This is a genomic window from Paenibacillus sp. KS1, assembly GCF_001680695.1.
Classification (GTDB): Bacteria; Bacillota; Bacilli; order Paenibacillales; family Paenibacillaceae; genus Paenibacillus_B; species Paenibacillus_B suaedae.
Genome location: NZ_MAIS01000331.1, coordinates 1 through 364 on the forward strand (window position 1 = coordinate 1; position 364 = coordinate 364).

The 364-nt window shown below is 38.7% G+C and carries 1 protein-coding gene; it reads left to right on the forward strand.

Annotation, left to right across the window (positions count from 1 at the left end):
- Nucleotides 1–322 (forward strand): transposase (locus BBG47_RS28540; RefSeq protein WP_175400679.1); only part of this gene is annotated, 322 nt, incomplete at its 5' end.
- Between the last annotated feature and the right edge of the window lie 42 nt (nt 323–364).

Here is a 364-nt window from a genome sequence, read left to right on the forward strand (position 1 = left end):
TCTAGAGACTTTTTGTGATAAGTGGAAAGCTGTTTATCCCAAGGTAATTAAATCTCTGCGAGAGAACCCATACATCTTTACGTTCTATAGCTTTCCAAAGCCAATTTGGAAAAGCATCTATTCAACCAATCTCATTGAGTCGTTTAACAAACAAATTAAGAAGTATACAAAGCGAAAAGAGCAATTTCCACATGAAGAGTCACTAGAGAAGTTTCTGGTATCGCAGTTCGAGAGCTACAACCAGCGGTTTGCTACTCGATGCCATACTGGCTTTGACCGAGCACGTGCTGAACTCCAAGCAATGTTCAGCATTAGAGACTAATACAGTCTTCTACAAGAGAAGGATATTTTCATTTACACAAAA